This is a genomic window from Gimesia chilikensis, from assembly GCF_008329715.1.
Taxonomy (GTDB): domain Bacteria; phylum Planctomycetota; class Planctomycetia; order Planctomycetales; family Planctomycetaceae; genus Gimesia; species Gimesia chilikensis.
Genome location: NZ_VTSR01000002.1, coordinates 1 through 22,690 on the forward strand (window position 1 = coordinate 1; position 22,690 = coordinate 22,690).

11 protein-coding genes are annotated in these 22,690 nt (G+C 53.8%); 6 read left to right on the plus strand and 5 right to left on the minus strand.

Annotated features, from left to right (window positions below; translation table 11 throughout):
- Positions 1-19: 19 nt before the first annotated feature.
- A complete protein-coding gene (locus tag FYZ48_RS02390; protein ID WP_149337163.1) occupies positions 20-3,379 on the plus strand; it encodes an EF-hand domain-containing protein in 3,360 nt (1,119 codons plus the stop codon).
- A 2-nt stretch (positions 3,380-3,381) separates the two neighbouring features.
- Complete coding sequence (locus tag FYZ48_RS02395; RefSeq protein WP_242022350.1) at positions 3,382-5,322, plus strand: SUMF1/EgtB/PvdO family nonheme iron enzyme; 1,941 nt, start codon at positions 3,382-3,384, stop codon at positions 5,320-5,322.
- 20 nt (positions 5,323-5,342) lie between these two features.
- Here FYZ48_RS02395 and FYZ48_RS02400 read toward each other — a convergent pair whose 3' ends face one another.
- The 5 genes from FYZ48_RS02400 to FYZ48_RS29140 all read right to left on the minus strand — a co-directional run bounded on the left by FYZ48_RS02400 (position 5,343) and on the right by FYZ48_RS29140 (position 11,646).
- Positions 5,343-7,031 carry a glycosyltransferase family 39 protein gene (locus FYZ48_RS02400; protein WP_149337167.1) on the minus strand — a complete coding sequence of 563 codons (1,689 nt, stop codon included), beginning with the start codon at positions 7,029-7,031 and terminating at the stop codon, positions 5,343-5,345.
- A gap of 811 nt (positions 7,032-7,842) precedes the next feature.
- A complete protein-coding gene (locus FYZ48_RS29520) occupies positions 7,843-8,184 on the minus strand; it encodes a ThiF family adenylyltransferase (protein WP_242022323.1) in 342 nt (113 codons plus the stop codon).
- Positions 8,181-8,849, minus strand: a complete 669-nt coding sequence (locus FYZ48_RS02410; protein ID WP_149337169.1) for a hypothetical protein — start codon at positions 8,847-8,849, stop codon at positions 8,181-8,183. The genes FYZ48_RS29520 and FYZ48_RS02410 overlap by 4 nt, the downstream gene beginning before the upstream one ends.
- A gap of 252 nt (positions 8,850-9,101) precedes the next feature.
- Positions 9,102-11,075, minus strand: a complete 1,974-nt coding sequence (locus FYZ48_RS02415) for a recombinase family protein (protein ID WP_149337171.1) — start codon at positions 11,073-11,075, stop codon at positions 9,102-9,104.
- Between the two features lie 415 nt (positions 11,076-11,490).
- Positions 11,491-11,646, minus strand: coding sequence for a hypothetical protein (locus tag FYZ48_RS29140; RefSeq protein ID WP_187781841.1), 156 nt, complete (start codon positions 11,644-11,646; stop codon positions 11,491-11,493).
- Between the two features lie 433 nt (positions 11,647-12,079).
- Here FYZ48_RS29140 and pglW point away from each other — a divergent pair, with 433 nt between their 5' ends.
- From pglW to brxD, 4 genes are all read left to right on the plus strand, one after another.
- The gene (gene pglW, locus FYZ48_RS02420; RefSeq protein WP_149337173.1) at positions 12,080-16,309 is read left to right on the plus strand and encodes a BREX system serine/threonine kinase PglW; all 4,230 of its coding nucleotides are present in this window, start codon (positions 12,080-12,082) and stop codon (positions 16,307-16,309) included.
- A gap of 555 nt (positions 16,310-16,864) precedes the next feature.
- Positions 16,865-18,670, plus strand: coding sequence for a BREX-2 system adenine-specific DNA-methyltransferase PglX (pglX, locus tag FYZ48_RS02425; RefSeq protein ID WP_242022326.1), 1,806 nt, complete (start codon positions 16,865-16,867; stop codon positions 18,668-18,670).
- Positions 18,667-21,360 (plus strand): BREX-2 system phosphatase PglZ, encoded by a 2,694-nt coding sequence (gene pglZ, locus FYZ48_RS02430; RefSeq protein ID WP_149337176.1) that lies wholly within the window; start codon positions 18,667-18,669, stop codon positions 21,358-21,360. The genes pglX and pglZ overlap by 4 nt, the downstream gene beginning before the upstream one ends.
- A 6-nt stretch (positions 21,361-21,366) precedes the next feature.
- A complete protein-coding gene (gene brxD, locus FYZ48_RS02435) occupies positions 21,367-22,683 on the plus strand; it encodes a BREX system ATP-binding protein BrxD (protein WP_149337178.1) in 1,317 nt (438 codons plus the stop codon).
- Positions 22,684-22,690 lie beyond the last annotated feature (7 nt).

A 22,690-nucleotide genomic window follows, 5' to 3' on the forward strand; every position in this document is an offset into this window, starting at 1 on the left:
CTTTGCTGAATATAAATGTATGCCTGATATTTTCTCAGCAGAGAAACGGGCCGCGGTCCCTGATCCCATCGCAGAACTGGCAACACAGGCATATCAAGAGTGGGAAAAAATTCAGAAAGCCGCCGATCAGAATTCGGACGGTCTGATTTTTCCCGCAGAATGGCCTGAAAAGGAATTGAGAAAGCTATGGCCTCCACTGGCAGAACTGGAATTCAGTGGTTGGGATACCAACCAGGACGGGCAAGTTTCTCAGCAGGAAGCACAGGTGTTACTCAACATCGCCTACGGCATCAAACACGTAGATGGTTCCGATTTACGTTCGGAAAATGGCTGGGTGGTTTACCGTTCCTATTTTACCGGTGCCGACAAGAACAAAGACCACAGACTGTCCAAAGAGGAATATCTGCCTTCGATCCGCTGGCCGGAAGAGAAAGTATTGGCGCTGTTTCAGGAACTGGACGTCGATAAGAATGAGTCGCTTTCAATTCAGGAATTAAAGAAAACAACGACTTCCTACATCGACGAATTCAACTTCTTTTTACGAACCGATAAAGATCTGGACGGACTGTTAAGTCCCGAGGAAATGGGAGAGGTCAATTCGAATGACCGCTACCCGAAGCGTCTCAAACAGGGCATGGCGGCCTTCGATACAAACGGCGACGGTAAATTCTCGTTGAAAGAATTCCGCCTGTCGCCGGTGGGCTGTTTTTATGTCACGCTGCGTCTCTCTGGACAAAAAGATCAGGATCACGACGCCCGGCTGTCCTGGCAGGAATTCTACACCGAACCCGCGCCGCAGTTAATGGGACTGCTCTGGGAACAGTTCAAAACCTATGATCGCAATCAGAGCGGCTTTCTGGAACCGGACGAGTATGAGTTCCAGATCACACCTTCTAAATTAGCACCGGAAAATGCATTTACCTTCAGTGACCTAAACGGGGACCAGCATCTGGAACAGGATGAATATCTGGCTCTGGCGAGTAATTTGAGCCCCAAACTGGCAAAGCGAAACTTCCATTTCGTCGATTATAATGGCGACCAGAAACTATCACTCAAGGAATATCAGACATTACCGAACCTGTTTCCCCCTGAGAAACGTGCTCCCGTTCCGGATCCGATCGCTGATCTCGCCACGTCGGCTCAGCAGAGATGGCAGAAGATCTGGAAAGCGGCTGATCAAAATGCCGACGGACTATTGACGGAAAAGGAGTGGCCTCAAGAAGAATTGAAAAAACAACTTCCCCCGCTAGAGAAACTCATATTTTCCAACTGGGATCAGGATGGGAACGGGCAGGTTACAGAAAAAGAAGCCCGGCAACTCATCGATGTGGCTTATGGCATGAAGCATGTCGATGGATCATCACTCAGAAACCCTAATGGTCAGGTGCTTTATCGTTTCTATATACAACGCACTGACAAAAATGGGGACCACCGGCTCTCTAAAGAAGAGTATCTTCCCTCAATTCGACTGCCAAAGGAAAAAGTGGAAGAATTGTTTACCCAAATGGATGCAGATAAAGATGGCTTTTTAACTTACCCTGAGATGAGACGGACCAGTAATACCAACATCGACGAATTCGCTTATTTTCTGAGCAGAGATAGCGATCTGGACGGTCTGTTGAGCGCCGAAGAGTTACTCAAATTCAATTCCAACGACTCAACGCCCAAGAGACTTCCCCAAGGTATGGCCGCTTTTGACGAGGATGGAGACGGCAAGCTCTCACTGAATGAATATCGTCTGGCACCTGTTGGTATTTCGTACGTGACCCTGAGAGTGTATGACCGAATTGATACAAACCTTGATGCCAGGCTGTCCTGGGAAGAGTTTTATGCGGAACCTGCGCCTCAACTGATTGGATTGGCTTGGGAACTTTTCTCTCGTTATGATCGCGATCAAAGTGGACAACTGGAACTCGATGAATTCGAATTTCGCATTGATTCATCGAAGATGTCGCCCGAGAACGCATTCACCGCCCGTGATCAGGATCAGAATGGCACTCTCTCTGAAGAAGAATATCTTTCCACAATCCCTCAGGCCCGGCAAAAAGCAGCACAACGAGATTTTCATCTGGTTGACTATGACCAAAACGGTCAGCTTTCCTTTACCGAATATCAGACATTGCCTGATTTGTTTCCGCCAGAAAAACGAGGGTCAGTTCCCGATCCGGTTGTCGAACTGGCTACGGCAGCACAACAAACCTGTGCAAAATTGTTTAAAGGGGCCGATGCGAATGCAGACGGGCAATTATCCGAAAGTGAATGGCCTTTGAAGGAACTGACACAGAAACTTCCCCCTTTGTCAGAAGTGAAATTCCGCGACTGGGATCGAAATCAGAATAGCCAGATCTCGGAACAGGAAGTGCAGGATTTAATTGACATCGCTTATGGTCTGAAACATGTAACCGGGGCTCCTCTACGGACTCCCGACGGCCGCACCCTCTATCGCTCCTACATTACGTATGCAGACAAAAACGGAGACAACCGACTCTCTCGGGAAGAATATATTCCCTCAATTCGCAGACCGAAAGAACAGGTCGCATCGCTGTTTGCAGAGCTGGATGTTAATCGAGACGGATCTCTGGATTACGTGGAGCTTGCCGGATCTCACCTGTCGAATATTGATGAGTTGAAATTCTTCCAACGCAGTGATACGGACTTTGACGGTTTATTGAGCGTTGAGGAACTGGCTAAGGTAAATTCAAATGATTCAACACGCGAACGGATTCCGCAGGGAATGGCCGCATTCGACAGCAATCAGGATGGGCATTTCTCCCTCAAAGAATTCCGCCTCTCTCCCATGGGCTGCAATTATGTAACGCTCCGCGTCTATGGCAGACAGGACCAAGACCACGATGGACAACTATCCTGGAACGAATTCTACACTGAACCCTCTCCTCAGTTGATCGGTTTAGCATGGGAACTGTTTAAGCGGTATGATCGCAATAATAACGGCCAGCTCGAACTGGATGAAATTGAATTTCGATACAACCCGGCAAAAATCCCTCCCGATAAATATTTTGCTGTCGCTGATTTAAATGGAGATGGAAAACTCACTTTTGAAGAGGTATTTACGGACTCGGTCCCCGAACAATCTGATGTCAGAGCCTATCGCAGTTATCAAATCCGATTGGCCCGGGCCGAAGACAAGTTTTTTCAAGATGATCAGAACCAGGATCAGTCTCTGAACTTGGACGAATACATTGAATCACACAAAGCCGCAGAATTGATTGCGGAAAGGCACCGTAGAGCCGTGGGACGCACAACAGCGGACGATGGTTCAAAATGGTTATTTCCGGTATTGGGAACTTTGAATGTCATCCTCCTGATGGGAGTGGCTATTTTCTTTTTACGCCGAAAGACGAGCCAAGGATCAAAATGAAAATGGAATCCCAATATTCAGCTGGTTCTCGATGGAATCATGATCGACTCACCGCTAGAAATGGCCTCAGCAGAATTGAGTTAATCATCATCTCTGCTTTACTTGTATTATTTCTAGCTCTCGCTTTGCCTGCAATTCTCTCATCTCGGGAGAGTGCACGACATTCCGCATGCGTAAATCGTCTGCATGATCTGGGGGTGGCACTGAGACAGTACCATGATAACTTTCAATCACTCCCTCCAGCTGCGAACTGGCATCCTGGGCGATATCGATCCATGATGCTCAATCAGAATCGCCGTGTCGATTTACTCACTTATCAGAACTGGGCAATTTTACTCCTGCCGCATATCGGACAATCCGGTCTGGCCGATGTTTATGATATTTCTCAACCAATTGGTGCAGATGAAAACACAGAGATACGCACTACCATGTTGGATGAAATGCGTTGTCCTTCTGATAGTTACAACCGTCTGGATAATCACCACCTATTTCAGCTATATCCTGATGAGCCCCCACAGGTGGAATTTGCCCGGGGGAATTATGCGATCAATCTCGGTACCCAGTGCCATCGTCCCGATATAGGCAATTCCTCAAGGCCAGCTGGAGAGGGAGTGCAAATCATTGCTGACGCGGACCGCCGAGTATTTCAATATGCTGGATCAGGTATTGCAGGGATCAATCGTTCTTTCACATTCGATGATTTCCAAAATGGGCAATCAACACTTGTTGCGTTGGAAGAAGTTCGGGCAGGGATTCACCCTCTCGATGCAAGAGGAGTATGGTCACTAGGACAAATCGGCGGGAGCATCACCTCCGCACATGGGATCTCTGGGGATGACGGTGGTCCGAATAATCAATGGGCACGATCGGATGATGTTCTAGGCTGTGGCAGACTGCACGCCGCCATAGGTGCGGAAACTCTGAAAGAAGCACGCATGCCTTGCGTACATTATGTGGACCGGAATGATCAGGCTACAGCGCGTAGTATGCATCAACAGGGGGTCAATGTTTTGTTTTTAGATGGAGCCGTTCGTTTCGTGCACGATCAGGTAGACCGCGGTCTCTGGCATGTGATGCATTCCCGGGAAACCCCGGCTGAGATTCTCTCCGATCAGTTTGAAACCCGCTTAAGTGATCTGGAGCCCCCTCCAGATGCCGAAGTCGATCAGGTGAAAAAGTTGCCAGAAACAACTTCGCCAGGTAGATCGTTTAAGAACTCCCTGGGTATGAGCTTTGTGGTACTTCCTGCAGGTGAATTTCAGATGGGAATACCGGATGTAGGAAACGGCTCCATGCCACCAGAAGAATGTCCAGTTCATCTGGTTCAAATCACTGAGTCAATTAATATGGGCCAGTATGAAGTCACACAGCAACAATACGAAGCGGTAATAGCCAACAATCCCAGCTTCCATAAAATCAACCAATTGCGTGACAGTGTTGATCATTTTCCAGTCGAGCAGGTTACCTGGAATGAGGCATCGGAATTTTGCCAACGTCTCAGTGAACTTCCAGAAGAACAAGCCTCAGGACGCAGATACCGCCTCCCAACGGAAGCGGAATGGGAATACGCATGTCGTTCAGGGAAGTCCGAGGCTTATGACTGGATCACAGCCAGAAAAACTCATCAGCAAACTGGTGAGAATGCTGGCTTAGAACCCCCTTTGGAGATTCAGCCGGTTGGTAGTTATTCACCCAACGAATTCCAATTGTACGACATGCGCGGAAACGTATTTGAATGGTGTTCTGACTGGTTTGACCGCAGTTATTACAGTCGTTCCCCTAAGAAAAATCCACAGGGGCCCGCTTCAGGCTATTTGAAAGTCGTTCGTGGTAGCGACTGGATCTTCGTTGGAGAGGTCTGTCGGATCAATTATCCTATCCTGGCCCCCTGGAAGTCCAATCGCTTTATCGGCTTTCGCGTGGTTTGTGAGGTGGTGCCTTAAATTAGGCCATAGAGTATGCTTTAAAGAACATCTGTCGCCACTTGATTGGGGGGCTGGTGCTCATAGCAACGTATGATGAAATCGGCATTGAATTCCTGGAAGCGTTTTCGACTGACCTCATGCCATCCAGGTGGTAAATTGACCGTCCAGGTATGCCCAAACCACTTATCAGCATCGAAAGTCCAGATACGCGTATGAGATTGATTCTTCAATTCAGAAATCTTTAGATACTCATCATCGCGCATCACTGCTGTTCCTTGATAATAAGGATAACCACGGGGAGTTCCTTGTGTAAAAAGTTGATCCCGATCATCAATATAGAACACAATGGATGTAAACAACATGGGATTACAAACAATGACCGTTTCGTCCACTTCGCGCTGATCGTTCAAGTATGTCACAGCCCCACGCATGCCAGGCAGTGAGGCATTGAGAGTTCTTGTTAAGAATTGCTCTTTCGAAAGCCAGCCCATCGCCATCAGGACGAGAAGAATACCGGTCCAACGAAATAACTTCCATGGAATATTACTTACTGCAACAGCAATCGAAATCAGAGCAAACACCTGTGCCGAAATGAGATACCGGGGAACAAAAACAGTCCTCATATAGAGGGATACGATCGCAGCAGCAAGAAACGGTAGCAGCGTCGTCAGAATCAGAAAATAATCAGCGGGCCGACGCTGCATTGCTAACATCAAAAAAACAATCAAAAAGAACTGGGCCACCAAAACCCCCGTCACAGGAGTGACACTGTAAAACCATTGCAGGTCAAAAGACATTGCCAGTCTAGTCCCAATATAGGGCCATGTGATATCTGCAGTAGGCATTTTCACATCTACTCTTTCCCGGTGTTCCAGAAAGACCAGTAACCAGGGGAGAAATAGAAAATAGAACGTAATTCCCGAGATAAATACTGTCTGCAGTGAAACTTTTTTCTCTCGCTGGTTCAAGCGTTGATATCCAACATACCCCAAGGCAAAACCATATTGGGCGATCGCAATAAATAAACCAAAATAGTGAGTGTACGCCTGTGAGACGGAGAGGAGAGTAAACAGGATCCAACTCCCTTTTCCGCTGTCTTTTCGAAACATGGCTCGAAATAGAAAGTAGCTTGACCAGACAGCAAAAGTCGGAGCCATCGCATACATACGGACCTGTTGCGCCCAACTGATTTGAAGAGGACTTAACGAAACTAGCGCTGCGGCCAGAAGTGCGACGTATCGAGAATCTGGCTTTGGGCTATCTTCTGATGATGTATGGTAGGCTTCTTTGACGAGAAAGTATGTTCCAGTAACCGTAGTCATACTGCAGAGCGCGCTTAAAATACGTGGTGCGGTAAGATAGTTGCCAAATAAAGAAACCCAGAGTTTCAGGGTCAAGTAGTACAAAGGTGGGTTGTCGTCATCATGCATATTCCTTTTCATCATATCCAGTAATGGAAACTCTACCATTTTCAGCGTAAAACTTTCATCGAACCAGTAAGACACTTGATTCAGGTAAGCAAACCGAAAGAAACCTGCTATCAGTAGAACAATTCCTAACCACAGGTATTCGAAGTTGAATTTTTCAGAAGTGATCTTCTCAGAGCTATCCACTTCAGTTATCCCTGTATTTTTATAGGTATTATCCGTGCACGACCGAATTGGTGTTTCAAGGCGAAATATTTCATCCTCCAATTCTATCTTTACCAGATCTAATTTAATATTCATGACGTGTCAGATAAAGAAAAATACCTTGATAGTAATGATATGAGGTTTTCGCAAAAACGAGCCGTCGCGTGTGATGCAAAGTGGGGTGATAACTTAAGAATGCTCTTCTCTCTTTCGGCTTGATATTATGGTCTGATAGATACCTCTGAGAAATTCTAGTCGCAATTTTAAAATCTGGATTGGTACAATGATTTAGTCCAGTGAAACAGAGTTCGGCTCTGCGGGGACGTAACCGAACAAGGAATAACTGGACCGACGATGTGCCGAATAGCGTACGGTTTCCGATGAGGCCACTCCTGATCGGAAGCCGTTTTCCTGATGATCATGATTCGTTTCGAACATCGGAGTGATGCTCATAAAATCCAAGCATGCTTTCTCGGTATTACGGTTTGCAATAGATAAAAAAAAATGCATTCAGGCCACCATAAAAGGTGGCCTGAATGCACTCGTTACTTCGTTTTCACGATGATAAATGATATAGAATAGCAAGTTGTCAGCTTACTACAGTCTCGCCTGCCAACAGATTTAGAGTCATATCGTAATCTAAGGATATCCCACGCAGCCAGCGACAAAACTGATGCACCATGAGTCCCGCTGCGATGATGGCTGCATACACAGTAATGCGTAAGGTATAGCTGCCCGCTTGAGCATGGGGTTGAGGAAAGAGTGTCTCTGAATACTGGTCTATTCCAGATTACTTTGTGGCAGTCAGCATACGGATCGTTTCTCCCAGCATCCTGCCATTTGCCCAGAACTCACATTTTCTGCTGTTGGGTCGCCAGATCGCCGCACGAGCCGAGATGGAATCCACTCAGCAGAAGACAGCCTCTCCTATACTGATAGACGAACGAAACCGATCTGAAATCGTCTCTACCTGAACCGAATCATCGAGCTCCTGGATTGCCCTGGCCGTTGCTTCGACTTTAGCTGATCCCAGATCCTGTCTCCGATAGCCCTGAGTCGTGATATTCGTCAATTCGACCGTATTAAAATCCACAAGCTGAATCCGTGGCGCCCCAATTGCCGCCAGTTGCAGGGCCACTTGCCGACTGATGGCTCCCACACCAATAATAGTCACCGAAATCTGTGATAGTCTCTCTTTAGGCACCAGTCCACTCTGTCTCTGAAAACGATCTATCGTTGTATTTGTCACTTCGAGTCTCCTTCCACATCAGATTCATCGAAAAACCAGTCCGCATCCCAGTCAAAACCGCCGAACGCCGATAACGGCCTGCCAGATTGGCGTTGTTCAGGATGCACGTTTGATAAATATTCCTCTTCCCAGCGTTCAGGATCACAGCCTGGAAAAGGCTCTGAATAATCCCGCCTGACCGGGATCTCGCATTCAAACGCTGGGCCGGTATTCATCCGCAATCGCGCATAGGACCGACCCCGTCGAGCCAGAATGAACATCACGGCCCAATCGGAACGACCGAAGACACGATCAAAGGTCGCCTCATCAGTTGGGTTGGGTTCAGGACAAGCTCCCGGATGTGTGTGGATCCAGATCCGCCCAAACTGCTCCGGGCGGAGTCCAGCATCCACCTGATCGTCAAAGAAATTCGCCACCGCTTCATCATCGAAGGCAACATGGACAAGCGAGCAGGTCTGTTTCACGAGTTGCAGGTCCTGGACCAGCAGCAAATCCGTCGAGGCTGCGATTCCAAAGCCGCCAACTTCCGTATCACCATAATCACGTAGGAACAGCAGTTTGGCCCAGGCGGTTGGGCTAAAGCGGATCGCCGGCAGGGGGGACCGTCTCCGGCGATATGGTTTTCTGGTCCGGTTCGTATGTTTCTTCGTCTTCCTGTGTTTCACAGATCGGGCACTTTCTTCATTATCGAGGCAATTTCCTGTTGGAATCCGGTTCATACTTTTTGACTATTGATCTGGCAATCAGTTGCAACAGTCGATGGACAGGGCTTCCTGGTATAACAGGTCCACATTGCTTCACATTTTTTTTTTGGCTTTGGGGTGTCTTGCTGTCAAAATATCTCCTTTCAGATAGCGCATTAAAAAACCCCAGCAAATTGCCGGGGTCAGAGGAGAAAATAGATCGTTATTTCATTATCAGAGCAAGGGCCGCTGGTAACCTTCCTTTGCCTGGAAAGAGTACTTTGGGTTCTTGTGCCTGCGAAGTTTTTTATAGTCATCAGGCGGTTCTTCCAGAAGTACATAAGGGCTTGTCAGTCCCTGTTCGAGCACCTGCTGATGCAGCTTCAGGGCGTTCGAGACAGCAGTCTGGGTTGGCTTACATTCCAACTGGCTGGCAATCTTACGCTGATCCAGGCCAGCGGCAGCCAGCCTGGCAGCTTCCGGCCGGATCAGATCGCGTTGAGGGGGCTCAAACAGATCCAGGGTCATTTCCCGAGACAGTAACTGCTGTAGCTCTGGAAAGGTAGTCGCATCTGGTATGCTGCCTGCCAGATTGAGGCGGATCTTAGCACGAGGCAGTAAATGGCCACCATCAATTAGGCGTACCTGGTAGACATAGATCTCAGGGACCAGTTCCCGGATCAAATCACCATACTCATGAGAATGAATATCGACGTCTTCGAGATGATGCAAAAGTATCTCCTTGAGTTTTAGTACGGACTCTGGAAGATCTAACTGTCTACTTTTCGCATGTACCAGTGTTAAACGGTCCTGCGACAGCTTCTTTTTCCGTTCACTCAATTCCGACATCATCTCATATAGAAGCGCCGTATCGACTTTAGCGTCAACAGACTCTCGAATCAATTTTTTAATATTATGACTCTCGCGTTCAATTTCTTCTTCGACTTTATTTAATTCATTTTCACGGGCTAGGATATTATCAGGGGCACCAGCTTGTATCTGCCGTATGATCTCCAGGAACTGAACATCAATTCCCTCCAGCGATGAAAGGCTCTTCAGGATCACATCCAGCAGCTTCTGCGCAGCTTTAGGCCCATTAAACCCAATGGAGTTCCAGCAGCGCCACTCGCGTGAATTTGAACACATCAGGTTGTCCGTGATACCGTTACCGCCCCATACGTAATGACCTCCACAGTAGTAGCAAGTCGCATGCTGTCCAAATGCCCGGGTTCGTTTCCTGGGAACTTGATACCGAGTATCTACACCGTTCTGGTTCTTCTTACGCCTAAAATGGGCATTTTTTTTAGCTATCGCTTCGAGAACAGGATCAATTTCTTCGGTAGAAAAAAATGCCAGATGCGGTTCTGCTCGAAACACAGGGCCTTTCGGATTAGGGACAGAAGTTCTTCTACCCGTTTTATGCTGCTTGACGGTATGTTTTTTTCCACGTTGGGGAAGTCCCTTAAGGATAGGATTGCGGTAGTAGCTTAATACCATGGTCCCATCCCAGTTCTTCTTTCTGCAATATGGGCCGGGCGGAAATTCAACTGCATTGAAGTAGTCAGCGACGGTCGCTCCATTCAGTGTTCTTCTCAGGATCTGTAATCCTTCCTTAATGTATCCGGCAACATTAACATCCTTTGACCAGTCTGAGAAAGTCTGGGCTCCATCGGGTTTGATATAACCTGCGATGGGACAGGGAGTCGCAGCACCACGTTTTTTAAACCGGTTCATTTTTTTTTGTTTGATCCGGCGCGATGTATGCTCATTATGCCTCACGTGCTCTTTGCAAGCATCCACACTCCTGACCTCCCAATCCGGATGATTTGTATCAATGTCGTCATTTACTGAGAGGACTCTCGTACCATGGTCTACTGCTATGCCACAGAGTCGGTGTGCTTCCAGACCGCGTACAATACGACCAAGATCTTCGACAATTAAAAAATCCAGCTCATCTGATTCAATCCAGTTCTCAATCTCTCGAAGTTCTGGACGGTCGAGATGCTCTCCTTTGCCTTTGGTTACGATTGTCCTGAACTCGATTTCTCCGTTATACATCTCATACGCAACATCTTTTGCATGATCGACCTGGTCTTCTAAACTGATTTCATTTTGGTTTTCACAACCAGAAATACGCCCAGGAATTCCAACTACTAACGAGTATCCATTTCGTGGTACTATTTCGTTTTCAGGGTTATAAAAGTTCATCTTTCGTTTCTCCAGTCAGAGACAATCTCTTCTCATATGATTGGCACAGTGTGTCATTCACACTGACCAATCCTGAGAATCCCTGACCAGAGATGGATAAACCTGACAATCCATAAATCTTTCAAGAATAACACGTTGCGCTGTAAGTGACGATTGTGTTACACTTTACATCGATGCTTTAGGAGTGTCCCCCTCTCTCCGCTTACAAAAAAAACACGGGATCGACCTCAATCGATTCCGTGTTTTTTTACGCCTCGTGCTTCCCCACCTGTCTCAGCACAACCACCTCACAATCTCCAGCGCATTTCTGTCTCCAAAACTGAACAGACTCCCCTTGATCTGCACTTCCCGAATCATAAAGTGGTGCAATTGTGCTTCGCGCGCGAGGCGGACGATGCGTGCACCGAAACCTGACTCACAAGTGACTCAGAATCACCTGAATCGCCGTCGATTTTTCCAGTTTTTCACCGGAACATTCATCACCGGTTCCCTCTGTCTCGTAACTTTTCAAATCATTTCGGAGCACTTTCAGCGCACTTCGCAGCACACTCACCCGGAAGTCACTGCACATTGAGAGCATTTCACGCCGCGCGCAACCCCCAATTCCGCTTGACCCCCTCACGCCGATCCGCAAAATCAATCCAGCCATCACAACCCCGACAATCCAATACGTATCAGACAGGCAAACACCGTCCCCACGGTCTCAATCCGAACAGCAGAGATTCTACGCAACCGCACAGACAGCGAAATCTGAACACCCCGCACCAGTCGCGTCACTTTAATTCAGGACCGTTCACATTACACGGGGGCTCACTCCGACAGCCGTAAAAAACAGCTCGCAGAGAGCTTCCCGCCGATTGAAAACCGCCCCCTGAATTGGTAAGGTGAGGTGTAAATCTGTACGAGCGTATTCCTGATTCAAGAGATCATTTCGCACGCAGGATCCTCTCTGAACACACACTTACTCACCATCGATCTGACGGATAGCGGGCTCAACTTCAATAATGGCAGAGGCAGACAACTGGACTACGGTTACTGAATCAAAGTTTCCCTGGGAACGGGAAGCACTGGACTTCGTACGCAGCCAGTTTCCCGATTTCGCCCCCTACCGCGCCTGGTCGAATTTCGAATTCATCGCCGATGATGGCAGCGTCAACGAGGTCGACCTCCTCGTCTTCTCCCCCATGGGCTTCTTCCTTGTCGAAATCAAAAGTCGCCCCGGGCGCCTCCGCGGGGATGCCGGCACCTGGACCTGGGAAAAAGAGGGTAAGCGGGCCACCGTCGATAACCCGCTCATCGCCACCAACCTCAAAGCCAAACGACTCAGCTCACTCCTGCAGAAACAGAAGGCACTCAAAAAGAAAGGCCGCCTCCCCTACCTGGAAGCACTCGTCTTCTGCTCCGCCACCGAACTCCACTGTGAACTCACCGGCAACGCCCGCGCCCGCGTCTGCCTCCGCGACAAACCCGCCACCGACGACCGCCCCGAACGGCCTGGCATCATGGCGGCTCTCATCAATCGCGAGTGTCCCGGCCTCGATAAACACCCCCGCGGCACACACGATACCCCCATGTCGAATGCCATCGGTCAGGCCCTCAACCAGGCCGGCGTCCGTCCCTCGCAGAAAAGCCGCAAAGTCGGCGACTACCTCCTGAAACAAATCATCGGCGCGGGACCCAAATACCAGGACTGGAGCGCCCAGCACTCACAGCTCGAAAATTCCCGCCGCCGCGTCCGCCTCTACCTCGTGAACAATGAAGCCGACGCGGATGAACGCGCACGTGTCCAGCGGGCCGCACTCCGCGAATTCCAGATCCTCGAAAACCTCGAGCACCCCGGCATCCTCCGCGTCTTCAACTTTACCGAACACGAACTCGGGCCGGCACTCCTCTTCGAGCACGACCCCCTCAGCCTCCGTCTCGATCACTATCTCGCGCAGCAGAAAGACCAGCTCAGCATCGAAACCCAGATCGACCTCGTCCGCCAGCTCGCCGAGGTCGTCAAATATGCCCACGAGAAAAAAATCGTCCACCGCGGACTCTCACCGCAAAGCGTCCTCGTTACCCGCATCAACACCGGGCATCCCCGTTTGAAAATCTTTAACTGGCAGCTCAGCTACCGCGAAAGTACCACTTCCACCGAAGTCTCGCGGCATTTCACTGCCACTTCACACGTTGATCGCCTGGTGGAAGACGCCGCCACCGCCTATCTCGCACCCGAGTCACTCGCCGATGCCCAGGCCGGACTGGGAGAACACCTCGACGTCTTCTCCCTCGGCGCCATCGCCTACCAGATCTTCTCCGGCGTCGCTCCCGCGGCCAGTGCCCTGGAACTCGGTGAAAAACTCCGCGGCACCAGTGGCCTGCAGATCAGCGCCGTCCTCAACGGCGCCAGCGAATGGCTCCAGGAAATGGTCCGCGAAGCCACCAGCCCCATCGTCCCCGACCGCACCGGCTCCGTCGACGATTTCCTCGAATCGCTCGACCTCGTCGAGAACGAACTCACCTCACCCGAGCACGAACTGCTCGACGATCCCACTCACGCCCAGATCGGCGACACCCTCCCCGGCGGCTTCAAAGTCGTCCGCCGCCTCGGCCGTGGTGCCTGCTCCGTCGCACTCCTCGTCGAGAACGATCAGCAGGACTTCATCCTCAAAGTCGCCAGCGATCCCGAACACAACGACCGCGTCGCCGCCGAGGCCGAACTCCTCGCGCGGGAGGAAATGCGGAACACGAACATCGTACACTTTGTCGAGTCGCTGCAGCTCGGCAACCACGTCGGCTTCCTCATGCGGCCCGTCTACACCGAACGGGGCAAACGGCTCATTGAAACACTCGGGCAGCGGCTCCGCAAAGACGGGCGGCTGCACATCGATCTGCTCCAGCGGTTCGGTGATGACCTGCTCCAGGTCGTCAATCACCTTGAAGAACAAGGCATCCCCCACCGCGATATCAAGCCCGATAATATCGCCGTCGGCATGGTCGGACGCGGCAGCAAACTGCACCTCGTCCTCTTCGATTTCTCGCTCTCGCGCACCCCCGCCGAGAACATCCGGGCCGGCACCACCGGCTACCTCGATCCGCTGCTCCCCCTCCGCGATCCCACCTCTCCCCGCTGGGACCTGCACGCGGAACGCTACGCCGCCGCCGTCACACTCTACGAACTCGCCACCGGCACACTCCCCGTCTGGGGCGATGGCGTCACCTCACCCAGTCACCTGCCCGCAGGTACTGAAATCACCATCGACGCCGAACTGTTTGACCCCGCCCTGCGCGAAGCACTCACCGAGTTCTTCACCCAGGCCTTCCGTCGCAACATCGACCAGCGGTTCGACAACGCGGAAGAAATGCTCCGCGCCTGGCGCAACTGTTTTGCCGGCATCGATGAACCCGGGGCCCTCTCCGATCACGCTGATGAATCCCGGCTTCAGGACCTCCTCGCCGAGGCTGACTTCGAAACGCACATCCCCGAACTCGGCCTGGGCTCCCGCTCCACCAACGCCCTCGACCGCGCGAACATCCTCACCGTCGAAGACCTGCTCACCGTCCCCATGCGACGACTGATGCGTCTCCGTGGCGTCGGTAATAAAACCCGTCGCGAAATTACCTCCGCGGTCAAAATTCTCCGCGCCCGCCTGGGCAAACCGGATCGCGACCCCGGCACCCTCGCCGAACCCGAGACCACCGAAACCGAATCCATCGACATCGCCGCGCTCAGCGTCGACCTGCTCGTCAGCCGACTGCTCAAAGTCGGCGACCGCGACGGGGAGACCTTTCAGCGCAGCGTCCGACTCCTGCTCGGCCTCGATCCTGCACTCGACAATCCCTGGCCCAGCCAGGCCGATCTCGCGCGCGAACTCAATGTCAGCCGGGCCCGACCCGGACAGGTCGTACTCAAACTGCAACAGCGCTGGGAAAAAGATCCCGCGCTCACCCGGGTCCGCGCCGATCTGCTGGAAATCCTCACCGCGCAGGCCGGCGTCATGTCCCTCCGCGAACTGGCCGAAGCCCTCATCGTCGCCCGCGGCTCCTCCGAGGAAGACCCGCAGCGCACCGCCAACGCGATCGCCGTCATTCGGGCCGCCGTCGAAGTCGAACGTACCACCGCCGATCCCCGCTTCCTCGTCCGCCGTGAAAAACAGCAAATCTTGATCGCCACCGACGCCGAACTCGTCACCTGGGCCCGCAAGCTCGGCACCCTCGCCGATCAACTCGCCCAGGCCGATCCGCTGCTCGCCCCCACCCGCGTCCTCGAACGCCTCCAGGAAATCACGCCCCCCGACGATCAGCTCGTCTCGGAAACCCGGCTCGTCCGCCTTGCCGCGGAAGTCTCGGAACAGGCGGCCCTCTCCAGCCGACAGGAACTCTATCCCCGCGGCATGGAAGCGGTCCGCGCCCTCAAACTCTCACAGGGCGCCCTGCTGGGACAGAAATCGATGACCGTCGCCCAGATTCAGGAACGCGTCGCCGGTCGCTACCCCGATGCCAGCCCGCTCCCCGGACGACCACAGCTCAACACGCTCCTCGAGCAGGCCGGCTTCGAACTCGAATGGGTCGACGGCAGCGACGGACACCCCGGCGTCTTCACCAGCCGCGCCCCGCACCAGATCACCCTCACCAGCAGCGGCACCTCCCGGTCGCGGCGTTCTTCACTCCCCGGCGATCCGGGTGACATCACCCCCGAACTCGCCGACGCCCGTCAGTTTGAAGAACGTCTGCAGCGGAACCTCCGCGAAGGAGCCTTCCTCACCCTGCTGGTCAGCCCCCGCGAATTCGATCGGGCGCTCGCCGAACTCACCCGCCGCTTCCCGCTGGAACTGGTCGACCTCGAAGGGCTGCTCATCAACGCTCTGCAGGAAACCGCCAGCCAGGCCGGCGTCAACTGGGAACTCGTCCTGCAGACCGACGCCCTCCCGCAGTCCGGCGACTGGGACAAACTCAAGCTGCTCGTCAGCCGGGCGCTGCCGCAGGTGGAACAACAGCTCCAGGCCGCCGATAAAACCATGCTCATGATCTACCCCGGTCTGCTCGCCCGCTACGATCAGATGGACCTGCTCAGCCGCCTCTCGCAACAGGTCGGCCGCACGAACGGCATCCCCGGCCTCTGGCTCCTGCTCCCCGGCGAGAACCAGGCCTTTATCGACGGCAAACCGGTCCCCCTCATCGGCCCCGGACAACGCACCCGCATCCCCAACAGCTGGCTGCGGAATATTCATCGGGAGGACGCATCATGAACCCGCATCACAATCCCGACATAAAAAAAGGGAGGCCCTCGAGCCCCCCTCATAGATACCAACAGATGCATAGTTTTAGTTCCTATTTATCCTTTTTGAATAGACTGTATATCGTGAGTATCAGCGACACGATCGCCATACCAAATTCCAGATATTCCATGGGAATATTCTCATGTTGAGAGGAGACCATTTACATCTCTACCGTTTAGAGAAAACTCCTCACAATTAAGAGAGTGTCATTTCCACGATTTTCAGAACCCGATTTCAAAATGATTTGAGTTGAAACAAAACTGTGACAGGACAACCAGATTCAGAGAACAGTAACCTGACCCGGGGTAAAACGGACCGTCTCCGCAGTGATCCGATTACCCTTGTTTTTGTGAACATTGACAGCAGTAAAGACAAAATTAGCCGCAGGGCGTTAGCCCCGGTTGAAACGACTTAGTGATAGAGCATCCAAATCCGGAAACAGGACCAACCCGTTATTACGTCTTCAACCTGAACCGTTCGAATGCAGCAACGCTCACGAGTATTTAGTAAGTAGATAAAACCCCCATGATTAACCGCAGTGCTCTCCTCTCCGATCTCCAGAAACTCCTCAAACGGCTCGAGGCCGATCTGCTCGAACGCAGTGATTCGCCCGATGTCCCCGCGGTCGGGGAGACGCTCCGCACCGAGTACGAACAGGCCCGCACTGCCGAACGGACCGCACAGAACTATGAAGACTGGCGCAGCGACGCCATCACCCAGGCCGCCGCTGCCTGGGTCCTCTCGGCGGTCTTTGTCCGCTTCCTCGAAGACAACCAGCTCATCGAGCCCCCCCGCTTCTCAGGTCCCGGCGATCAGCTGCAGCGGGCCCGCGACGAACGCGAACTCTATTTCCGCGCCCATCCCACCGAGACCGATCGCGAATACGTGCTCGCCGTCTTTGATGAACTCGCCACGCTCCCCGGCACCCGCGAAGTCTTCGGCGACCACAACCCGCTCCGCGAACTCCCGCAGTGGCTCTCCGGGGACGCCGCGGGCGAACTGCTCGCCTTCTTCCAGAAGATCGACGCCAACGCCGGCGGTCTCGTCCACGACTTCACCGATGCCGACTGGGACACCCGCTTCCTGGGTGATCTCTACCAGGACCTCTCCGAAGCGGCTCGTAAGAAATACGCCCTGCTGCAGACCCCCGAGTTCGTCGAAGAATTCATCCTCGACCGCACCCTCGAACCGGCCCTCGACGAGTTCGGCCTCGACGCGCCCCCCGTCACCGACGCCCAGGGCACCGCAGTCACCCCCGCCGGCTTCCGCATGATCGACCCGGCCTGCGGTAGCGGCCACTTTCTGCTCGGCACCTTCCCCCGCCTGCTTGACCGCTGGTACCGCAAAGAGCCCGGCGGCAAAGTCCGCGACCTCGTCCAGAAAACCCTCGACAGCATCCACGGCGTCGACGTCAATCCCTACGCCATCGCCATTGCCCGCTTCCGCCTGCTCCTCAAAGCCATGCAGGCCTGCGACATTCACCAGCTCAAAAACGCCCCCGCCTTCACGCTCCACCTGGCCTGCGGCGACTCACTGCTCCACAGCCCCCTCCGCGGCGGACAACAGGTCTTCGACTTCGAACTCACCAGCGACGACGCCGAATGCGAACACGCCTACCAGAGCGAAGACCTCCCCGCCCTCAAACAGACGCTCCGCTCCGGCATCTACCATGCCGTCGTCGCCAATCCACCCTACATCACCCCCAAAGACCGGCAGCTCAACCAGCGCTACCGCACGCGCTTCGAATCCTGCCATAGTCAGTACTCCCTGGCCGTCCCCTTTCTGGAACGCATCTTCCGCCTGGCCGTCACCGGCGGCTTCACGGGACAGATCACCGCCAACAGCTTCATGAAACGGGAGTTCGGCAAAAAACTGATGGGCGAGTGCATCAGCAAAGCCGACCGCCTGCAGGAATCACTCAACCATACCAGCTGGGATTCCTTCAACCAGATTCAAAAGCTGGCCGCGAAGTTCAAAACCGCGGTCACAAAAATCCTGGACGACCTGCAGCAGGCCCTCGTCAGTGACGAGCATGTCCACGAGCTCGGACCCGCACTGCAGGCATGCCAGTCGCAGGCATCGCGGCTGATCTCCGATGCACTGGAAAATCTCAAACCGGATCCCGCTCCGCCCGCTGCAACTCCCGATCCCGAGCTGCCCCCGCCCGCAACCACGCCGGGGGTTAAGGTTATCGAGCAGGATGTCAGACAGGGCCTGACGCTGCCTGAAGCGGAAGAGACACTGACGAAAATCAAGTCCCGCCTGCAATCAGGACAGTCGGTTCAGATTTACGTAAGCTGGGTGATTGAAGAGGGAGGCACGCAGGCATGACTCTCACCGCCCCGACCTTCAGTCAGATCAAAGCCCAGGTCGCGACAATCCAGCAGAAAACGACCCGGGCCGACGTCATCGGCATCCATTCACGTGGACGCTGGAGTGATGAAACCCGCATTCAGGATGGCGACCAGACCTATCTGATCTACCAGTGCGATTCTCCCCTGGCCTGTCGCATCGCCATTCGCGAACCAGTGCCCGACAAGACGACGAAAGTTCTGATCACAGGACTGGAAGAAAACGACCTGGGGGATGACCTGCGGTATCGACTGGCCAAGCAGCGGTTGTTCCCGCTTCAACCCTGGCAGATTGTCTGCTCGCTGTTCAATGCCCGCAATGTGGACACGCGACTGACGCATCATCCCTGGATGGCCGAGGCCCTGCTGGAACTGGGACCGCGGCACGGTTATCCGCCGGCACGGGGTGGCTTCCTCGATGCCGATACTGCCTGGTCGCTTTTGCTCGAACATACGATCCAGCTCCGCGGAGAATCGCCCGACCTGACGAGCCTGTTGAAATGGTCACTCGACCAGACCGCCACCCAGCACTTCCGACACCAATCTGAAGAATTCCAGGGAGCGACCATCGACTGGCTGTGTGAAAAGGCCGGCCCCGTCGCCCGACTGATTTTGCAATGCCTGCAGGAGGACAAACCGAAACAACACCCGCTGTCGGTCGGCATTGCCATGCTTGTGCTGTACCACGAAGACGCACGCGGCCGACTGGAAAAGGCCACAGGCAAGTTTGAAGGGCTGTTCTTCCCGCAAGAGTCCCCCACACCAGACCAGGTGCAGCGCTGGGTGCTTTCCGCCCGCGAGGTGGTTCGTTCCCTGCAGCACACCGATCTGCATAAGCATCACGTGATCGTGCGACGGGCAGACGACATCCTGAAGGAACTCGCTGCAGCAGAGTACGCCCGGTTGAGCGATACGTCGTTGCTGGGTTACGAACAGCGGTTACAGCAGTTCGGCACAACGCTCACCGACATCCTGGATCGTGGCGCCTGGCAGGAAGTCGAACGACTTCAGGAACTGAAAGCCGCAATCCGCAGTCATGATGCTTCCTTCGATCAGACGCGACAGCTCGAACGGCTGGAAATGGCACTCCGCCTGGTCCGCTGGCTGCAATGTGACAAACCATCCGCTGCAGCTTTGCCGCAGTCTTTCGCCGCCGCTGCGCGATACCAGCTGGAGACGGGCGGCTTTGTTGACTGGGCCCGCCTGCAGGTCCGACACGGTGCGGAAGTGGAAGCCCTTTCACAGGCATATCAGCGGTTGTTTGAAACCGTGACCCAGATTCGCGAACAGCAGTCAGAACACTTTGGAACGCTGCTGGCTGAATGGACCGCGTCAGGCTCAAAAGGGAATGACGTACTGCCTGTTGAACAGATCATCGAGCAGACCATCGCGCCGCTGGCAGAGTCGCAACCGGTCCTGTTGCTCGTGATCGACGGTATGAGTGTCGCTGTCTGCCGCGAACTGCTCAGCGACCTGACCCGCAATGAATGGGTGGCGCTGGCGGAACCAAATCAACGATTCAACAGACCCGGAATCGCCGCGATCCCCTCGGCAACGGAGTTCTCGCGAACGAGCCTCTTAACCGGCAAACTGATGCAGGGGGGACAGCACGATGAGAAAAAGGGATTCGAAAATCATCCCCGGCTGTCAGGCAACTCGCCAGGGGGAGCATCCCCGCTGCTGTTTCACAAGGCCGCGCTGCAGGGACCGGAACAAAGTCAGGTGCGAAAGGAAATCGCTTCCACCCGGCGCGTTGTCGGTGTGGTGATCAACGCCGTCGATGACAATCTGCTCAAAGGGGAGCAACTGGATACACGCTGGTCCCGCGATCAGATTCAGCTGCTCACTTCACTGTTGCACGATGCCCGCAGTGCAGGCCGACTGGTGGTTCTCGTCAGCGATCACGGCCATGTGCTCGATTGCCAGACTCAGAATATCAACACCCCGGATGAGACGGCGGGGGGCGAACGCTGGCGTCCTGCAGGTTCGGCTCCTGTTACAGGAGAGCTGCTGATTTCAGGTAGCCGCGTACAGACCACAGATCAGAAACTGATCGCCCCCTGGAGCGAACGCATCCGCTATAGCATGAAGAAAAACGGCTATCACGGGGGGCTCTCACCTCAGGAAATGGTCGTACCGATAGTGGTGCTTACCAACTCGGATGAACTCCCGCCACACTGGAGTGAGCAGCCCATCGACACCCCCGTCTGGTGGGATGAACTACCGCCGGAGCATGAAATGCTTGTGCCCTCCCCTCCCGTTCGCACTCGCAAGAAAAAGGTCGAAAAGGCACCGCTGCTGTTCAAAGAACTGAAAGAGGAAGTAGAAACGCCGCAAGCCAGCGAAGCTCCCGAGGTCCCGAAATGGATTCAGCAACTACTCGAGAGCCCGGTCTTTGCAGACCAGAAACGGCTGGGGGGGCGACGGGTTCCGGAAGACAAAGAGTTCTCACGCCTGCTGCAGGCGCTGGATCGGCGCGATGGTACGATGACACTTCGCGCCCTGACACGCGCACTCGACGCGGCTCCTCTGCGAATGCCCGGGTTTCTGGCCAAAGTGGAACGTGTCTTGAATATCGATGGCTACGATGTGATCCGTTACGACGAAACTTCGGACACCGTGGAACTGCAGCGAGAGCTGCTGCTCAAACAGTATGACCTGGATGACTAATTGCCAATGATCAGTCCCCGACGACGCGAAGAAATTATTGATGCACTCCGCCGCGGCACCGTTCCGCAAAACAGTCTCGATGCATTTGCCGTCGGCCTGGAGCGGTTCGAACCTGCCCTCACAGAAGAACTGCAGAAAGTCGCTTCAACCGGAGGTGTGTTCAAGGCAGTTCGCGGAGAGTACGGCTGCGGAAAAACATTTTTCTCCCGCTGGCTCGCCGACCAGGCACGCAAGCAGGGGTTTGCGACAGCGGAAGTGCAGGTCTCGGAAACTGAAACGCCCCTGCATCGACTGGAAACCGTCTACCGCCGACTGATGGAACGACTTTCGACTGCCGACACGCCACAGGGAGCCTGGCGAAATGTCGTCGACGGCTGGTTCTATGCGCTGGAAGAGGATGTCCTTTCAGAAGGTCAGATCGATGAATCAGATCAGCAGGCACTGCTTGAGCGCAGCAGCGAACTCCTGGAACAGCGACTGGCACGGGTAACCGACATCACGCCAACCTTCAGTACCGCCTTGCGAGGCTACCGTCGGGCACAGGCTGCGGGGGAACGGGCTGTCGCAGATGGGATTCTGGCCTGGCTGGCCGGGCAACCGAATGTCTCTGCTTCCGCAAAACGCTACTGCGGGGTGAAGGGGGACATCGACCACTTTGGTGCTCTCAGTTTTCTGCAGGGAGTGCTGACGGTCCTGCGGGACTCGGGCCATCCGGGGCTGCTGCTGATCCTGGATGAAGTCGAAACCATTCAACGCGTTCGCAGCGATGTGCGGGATAAAAGCCTCAATGCACTCCGCCAGCTGATCGACGAAGTTGACTCCGGTCGCTTCCCCGGACTGTATCTTCTGGTCACCGGCACTCCCGCGTTTTATGAGGGACCGCAGGGCATCCAGCGTCTGGAACCGCTGGCTCAGCGACTGCACGTCGACTTTCAGACTGACGCCCGGTTTGATAATCCCCGCGCTCCCCAGATTCGGCTCCCGGCCTTCAGCCTGGAACGCCTCTGTCTGGTCGGATGCAGAGTCCGAGATCTCTTCCAGCAGCATGCCCAGGCACCGGAGCGGATTTCAAAATTGTGTGATGACAGCTATATCCAGGAACTGGCCCAGGCAGTGGCGGGGAAACTGGGGGGGAAAGTCGGCGTCGCACCTCGAATCTTTCTGAAAAAGCTGGTTGCCGATATCCTCGATCGCATCGATCAGTTCGACGATTTCGATCCGCATGAACATTATCGGCTGACGATGTCCGATACTGAATTAACCCCCGTCGAACGCCAGGCCGCCGGCGCCACTGATGTGGATGACATCGAACTCGAACTCTAGAGGTGTG

Excerpts from the sequence above, each read along its gene's own strand:
- FYZ48_RS02415 (WP_149337171.1), bottom strand. The coding sequence starts at position 11,075 with ATGAACTTTTATAACCCTGAAAACGAAATAGTACCACGAAATGGATAC.
- pglW (WP_149337173.1), top strand. The coding sequence starts at position 12,080 with ATGGCAGAGGCAGACAACTGGACTACGGTTACTGAATCAAAGTTTCCC.
- brxD (WP_149337178.1), top strand. The coding sequence starts at position 21,367 with ATGATCAGTCCCCGACGACGCGAAGAAATTATTGATGCACTCCGCCGC.
- pglX (WP_242022326.1), top strand. The coding sequence starts at position 16,865 with ATGATTAACCGCAGTGCTCTCCTCTCCGATCTCCAGAAACTCCTCAAA.
- FYZ48_RS29140 (WP_187781841.1), bottom strand. The coding sequence starts at position 11,646 with ATGTGCAGTGACTTCCGGGTGAGTGTGCTGCGAAGTGCGCTGAAAGTG.
- FYZ48_RS02395 (WP_242022350.1), top strand. The coding sequence starts at position 3,382 with ATGGAATCCCAATATTCAGCTGGTTCTCGATGGAATCATGATCGACTC.
- FYZ48_RS02390 (WP_149337163.1), top strand. The coding sequence starts at position 20 with ATGCCTGATATTTTCTCAGCAGAGAAACGGGCCGCGGTCCCTGATCCC.
- pglZ (WP_149337176.1), top strand. The coding sequence starts at position 18,667 with ATGACTCTCACCGCCCCGACCTTCAGTCAGATCAAAGCCCAGGTCGCG.
- FYZ48_RS02400 (WP_149337167.1), bottom strand. The coding sequence starts at position 7,031 with ATGAATATTAAATTAGATCTGGTAAAGATAGAATTGGAGGATGAAATA.